The organism is Mycobacterium sp. TH-M11 (assembly GCF_057473725.1).
In genome coordinates this window covers 1-5,515 of record NZ_JBYCLD010000407.1, presented here as the reverse complement: position 1 = coordinate 5,515, position 5,515 = coordinate 1, and the positions used below count along the sequence as shown (strand labels likewise).

Below are 5,515 nucleotides of genomic sequence, written 5' to 3'. Positions count from 1 at the left end.
GATCGCGTTGCCTTTGTCCGGCCGGTTGAAGGTGATCCGCGCAACCCGATCGGTGACCTCGTAGGTCATCGTTTTCAAGTTGTCGAAATCAACCGGCCTGATCGCGTGCGTCATTGGCGCCACTCCTCCCCGTCGCTTCGCTCCGAATCGTCGTCGGCGTGCGTCATCCCTTAACTAGAGCACGCTCGATGATGGGCGCGAGATCCAGTCCGGCAGGCATGGTTCCGAATGCGCCGCCCCAGCGGCCCTCCAGCCGGGTGGCCAGGAACGCTTCGGCGACGGCCGGGTGTCCGTGCCGAACCAGCAGCGACCCCTGCAGCGCCAGGCAGATGTCCTCGGCGACCTGACGGGCCCGGTATTGAATCGTCTCCAGCTCGCCGAGCTGGGGGCGCAACTGCTCGACGTGGCGATCCAACCGGACGTCTTGCCCGGCGCTCTTGCCGAGCTCGTCGAACAGCACCTCGATGCATTCAGGTCGAGTTGCCATGGCGCGCAGCGTGTCCAGCGCGCTCACGTTGCCCGAGCCCTCCCAGATGCCCATCAGTGGGGCCTCCCGGTACAGCCGCGGCATGCCGGACTCCTCGACGTAACCGTTGCCGCCCAGGCATTCCATGGCTTCGGCGGCGTGCGGGGTCGCACGCTTGCACACCCAGTACTTGCTGGCCGCCAACCCGATACGACGCAGCAGAGCCTCGGTCTCGTCGCCGCGCACCGCATTGTCGGTGGCACCGGCCATCCGCATCGCGACCATGGTGGCGGCCTCAGCCTCGACGGCCAGGTCGGCCAACACGTTGCGCATCAGCGGCTGGTCGATCAGATATTCGCCGAATGCCTTGCGGTGCTGGGCATGGTGCACGGCCTGGGTGAGCCCGGTGCGCATGCTGGTGGCGCTGCCCAGCGTGCAGTCCAACCGGGTGAGGTTGACCATCTCGATGATGGTCGGCACCCCTCGGCCCTCCTCGCCTACCAGCCATGCGGTGGCGCCGTCGTATTCGACTTCACTGGAGGCGTTGGCGTTGTTGCCGAGCTTGTCCTTGAGGCGCTGCAGGCGCATCCGGTTGAGGCTGCCGTCGGGCAATACGCGCGGCAAGAAGAAGCATGACAGCCCGCCCGGCGCCTGGGCGAGCACCAGGAAGATGTCGCACATCGGCGCCGAAGTGAACCATTTGTGACCAGTCAACCGGTAGGTGCCGTCGCGGTTGGCGACGGCCTCGGTGTTGCCGGCGCGGACGTCGGAGCCACCCTGCTTTTCGGTCATCGACATGCCGGCGGTGATCCCGACTTTGGTTGTCGCAAGCTTTAATTCGGGGTCGTACTGGCGACTGGTCAGCAGCGGCTCGTAGGTGGCGGCCAACTCGGGGTTGAACCGCAGCGCCGGGATCACGGCGTAGGTCATCGAGATCGGGCACATGTGGCCGGGTTCGGCGGTCCAGACGCTGGTCTTGGCCGCGCGCACCACGTGGGAGCCGCGCCGGTCGTCGGCCCAGGGCGCCGCGTGCAGGCCGTGCTCGATCGCCACCTTCATGAGCTCGTGGTATGCCGGGTCGTACTCGACCTCGTCGATCCGGTTGCCGTAGCGGTCGTGCGTGCGCAGGATCGGCCGGTTGCGCTGTGCCAGTTCGCCCCAGCGCTGCGCCTGCCGGGAGCCGGCGATCGCGCCGATCGCGGTCACGTCGTCCAGGCCCCACTGTCCACCTTCGCGGATCAGCGCCTCGATCAGCACCGGCGACGAGGCCGGGTTGTGCTCTTGCAGCGGTGGCACCTGGTTACTGACGACATGTGTATCTGGCATGCCGACAATATTACATTTTTTCTGCAAGCGCACAAGAGGTGTAATGCTCAGCGGTGGTGGCTGTCGAAAAAATTCCAGAGTTTGCCGGTGGCGAAGTCGGGCCAGCGGTGGCCGCCGTCGGCCACGGTGATCAACGCGACCCCGCGACCCTGCGCACAGGCGGCGATCGAGGTAGTGACCTGACCCTCGGTTGTCTCAGTAGGCGGCTGGCATCGATCAACTTTGCGCCACAACGCATTCAAGTCCGGTATCGCCGGACCGTTGATGTGGGCCAAGCCGTGGCCGGGGCCGCCGCCGTAGGGAATATTCGGATCGGCGGTGCCGTGAATCGCGATCACCGACACCGGATGCGGCGACGTGCACGGGTCCAACTGGGTGCCCGCCACCGGCCCGATCGCCGCGAAAAGCGTGGTCTCGCAGGCCAACGTGTACGACATGATGGCGCCGTTGCTCATCCCGGTGGCGTACACGCGCGAGGGGTCGATACCGACGTGCTTGGCCACGTCAGCGACGACGGCGCTGATGAACGCGACGTCGTTGATGTGCTCGCGCGCCGGCTTACCGCAGCAGCCACCCCCGTTGACGTTCCATGCCCGCCGCACACCGTCGGGATAGACCGCGACGAATTTCGCTGAATCCGCCAATTGGTCCCAGCCGTAGTTTCTTTCGGCTTGCTCGGCGCTGCCGAAGCCACCGTGCAGCACGACGACGAGAGGGACCGAGGCCGGCAACCCGGCCGGCTTGTGAAGCCGATAGACGCGGTCCTGGCCGGCGACGCCGATGGTGTGAATGCTGGCGCCGTCGACAAAACCCGACGGTGGCTTCGGATGCAGGACCGAACATCCCGAGAGAACCAGCATGAGGCCCACCAGCATCGCGATCCGACGACGCATGTCAGGCGCTCGTCTTCTCCCGCAGGAAAGCGATGTCGTCTTTGCGGCCTTCTTCGGCCGTCTCGCAGATCACCGGCGCATCGGCGGCCTTGACCACCGCCACCAGCAACTCGGGATCGATCTGCCCGGTGCCGAAATTGGCGTGCCGGTCGCGCCCCGAGCCGGCCGAGTCCTTGGAGTCGTTGCAGTGCACGAGGTCGATGCGCCCGGTGATGCCCTTGATCCGGTCGACGGCGTCGACGAGTCCCTCCCCCGCCGCCCAGGCATGGCAGGTGTCGAGGCAGAACCCGACGCCGGCGTCGCCGATGTGCTCCCACAGCCGGGCGATGGTGTCGAAGTGACGGGCCATCGCGTGATCACCACCGGCCGTGTTCTCCAGGTAGACAGGGACTTTCGTCTCCAATTGGTCGAGCGCCTTGCGCCAGCGCGCAAACCCCTCGTCGAGGTCGTCGCCTTCGGTGACGTGCCCGCCGTGCACGATGACCGCCGCGGCGCCGATCTCGGCTGCGGCGTCACACGTCTGCTGCAGGATCTTGCGCGACGGGATCCGTACCCGGTTGTTCGCCGAGGCGACATTGATCAGATAGGGCGCGTGCACGTAGATCGGCAGCGCCGCGGCCCTGAGTTCGGCGGCGTCCGCACGCGGCTTCGGGGCCTTCCAGCTCTGCGGGTTACCGAGGAAGATCTGCACGACGTCGGCGTTCTCGGCCGCGGCGGTGGCCAGCGGATCCTGCGGGCTGATATGTGAACCGATGAGCACGTCGGCCAGTCTAATGACGGCTGCCGACGGGCTGGCGCGAATGCGCGGCTGGACGCACACTCGACGGCGACTGTGCGGCTGGACGCACACTCGAGCCCCAGCAACGAGAAAGTCCCGGGCCGAGGCCCGGGACTTTCTCGTTGTGCGCCGATAGCGGGGGCTAACGGTTGCTTTACCGGTAGTCGGAGTAGCCGTAGTCGTCCAGCGGAACCGCGGCTCCGGTCGCCTGACCGAAGTCCGGGCTGTAGTACTGATCCTCATACGACGGGATCGTGTACGCCGCAGCGCGGGCTTCCTCGGTCGGCTGCACCTGGATGTTGCGGTACCGGTTGATACCGGTCCCGGCCGGGATCAGCTTTCCGATGATCACGTTCTCCTTCAGACCCTGCAACTTGTCGCTGCGGCAGTTGATCGCCGCATCGGTCAGCACGCGGGTGGTCTCCTGGAACGACGCCGCACTCAGCCACGAGTCGGTGGCCAGGCTCGCCTTGGTGATACCCATCAGCACCGGACGCCCGGCCGCGGGCTCGCTGCCCTCGGCCACCACTCGTCGGTTCGACGCCTCGAATTCCGCCCGATCGATCAGCGATCCGGGCAGGAACTCCGTCGCGCCCGAGTCGATGATGGTCACCCGGCGAAGCATCTGGCGGACGATCACCTCGATGTGCTTGTCGTGGATGGACACCCCCTGCGCCCGGTAGACCTCTTGGGTCTCCCGCACCAGGTGGATCTGCACCTCGCGGGGGCCCTGCACACGCAGCACCTCGTGCGGGTCGGCCGAGCCTTCCATCAGCTGCTGACCCACCTCGACGTGGTCGCCGTGGGAAAGCACTCGCTCGGAACCGTCTTCGTGCTTGAAGACACGCAGCCGCTGGCGCTTCGAGAGCTTGTCGTAGACAACCTCTTCCCCACCGTCGTCCGGGACGATGGTGATCTTGTAGAAGCGCTCACCGTCTTCGAGCTGGATCCGCCCGGTGACGTCGGCGATCGGTGCCTTACCGCGCGGCACACGGGCCTCGAACAGCTCCTGCACACGGGGCAGACCGCCGGTGATGTCCTCACCGACACCACCCTGGTGGAAGGTACGCATCGTCAGCTGAGTACCGGGCTCACCAATCGACTGCGCCGCAACGATACCGACGGCCTCACCGATGTCGACCAGCTTGCCGGTCGCCATCGAACGCCCGTAGCAGGTCGCACACACACCGGTGCCGGTGGTACAGGTCAGCACCGAGCGCACCTTCACCTGCGTGATGCCCGCCGCCAGCAGTGCGTCGATCTGCGGATCACCCAGGTCTTCGCCGCGAGCGATGATGACGTTGCCTGCCTCGTCGGTCGCGTCGGTACCCAGAGTGCGTGCATACGCCGAGGTTTCGATGTGCGGGTCACGGATCAGCGTGCCGTCGGCCCCACGCTCGGCCAATTCGACGAGGATGCCGCGCTCGGTACCACAGTCGGTCTCGCGAACGATGACGTCCTGGCTCACGTCAACCAGACGACGGGTCAGGTAACCCGAGTCGGCGGTCCGCAATGCGGTGTCCGCCAGGCCCTTCCGCGCGCCGTGGGTGTTGATGAAGTACTCCAACACCGTCAGGCCTTCACGGAACGACGACTTGATCGGGCGCGGGATGAACTCACCCTTCGGGTTGGTCACCAGACCCTTCATGCCGGCCAACGTTCGCGTCTGGGTGAAGTTACCGGTGGCACCCGAGTCGACGATCGTGATGATCGGGTTGTCGGCCGGATAGTGCTCGCGCAGAGCCTCACCAACCTCGTCGGTGGCTTCCTTCCAGATCTCGACCAGCGCCTCGTTGCGTTCGTCCTTGTTCAAAGCACCACGCTGGAACTGCTTTTCGACCTTGTCGGCCCGCGCTTCGTAGGCGTCGAGAATCTCGGCCTTGTTCGGCGGAACGATGACGTCGGCCATCGAGACAGTGACACCCGACCGGGTGGCCCAGTGGAACCCGGCGTCCTTGAGCTTGTCGACGGTCTGCGCGACCACGATCATCGGGTAGCGCTCGGCCAGGTCGTTGATGATCGCGGCCTGCACCTTCTTGTGCATCTGCTTGT

The 5,515-nt window shown here is 65.9% G+C and carries 4 protein-coding genes and 1 pseudogene; all 5 read right to left on the bottom strand.

Annotation, left to right across the window (positions count from 1 at the left end):
• Positions 1 to 114, bottom strand: a pseudogene (locus tag AC2VOG_RS16155) (crotonase/enoyl-CoA hydratase family protein); the annotation flags it as partial.
• A 49-nt stretch (positions 115 to 163) separates the two neighbouring features.
• The gene (locus tag AC2VOG_RS16150) at positions 164 to 1,792 is read right to left on the bottom strand and encodes an acyl-CoA dehydrogenase family protein (RefSeq protein WP_486940883.1); all 1,629 of its coding nucleotides are present in this window, start codon (positions 1,790 to 1,792) and stop codon (positions 164 to 166) included.
• Between the two features lie 47 nt (positions 1,793 to 1,839).
• Positions 1,840 to 2,685 carry a CE1 family esterase gene (locus AC2VOG_RS16145; protein ID WP_486940882.1) on the bottom strand — a complete coding sequence of 282 codons (846 nt, stop codon included), beginning with the start codon at positions 2,683 to 2,685 and terminating at the stop codon, positions 1,840 to 1,842.
• A 1-nt stretch (position 2,686) separates the two neighbouring features.
• Positions 2,687 to 3,445, bottom strand: coding sequence for a deoxyribonuclease IV (locus AC2VOG_RS16140; protein ID WP_486940881.1), 759 nt, complete (start codon positions 3,443 to 3,445; stop codon positions 2,687 to 2,689).
• Positions 3,446 to 3,617: 172 nt separating this feature from the next.
• Positions 3,618 to 5,515 (bottom strand): DNA-directed RNA polymerase subunit beta' (locus AC2VOG_RS16135; protein WP_486940880.1); only part of this gene is annotated, 1,898 nt, incomplete at its 5' end.

Bases quoted from the DNA above. Each gene is read 5' to 3' on its own strand.
- AC2VOG_RS16150 (WP_486940883.1), bottom strand. From the start codon at position 1,792: ATGCCAGATACACATGTCGTCAGTAACCAGGTGCCACCGCTGCAAGAG.
- AC2VOG_RS16145 (WP_486940882.1), bottom strand. From the start codon at position 2,685: ATGCGTCGTCGGATCGCGATGCTGGTGGGCCTCATGCTGGTTCTCTCG.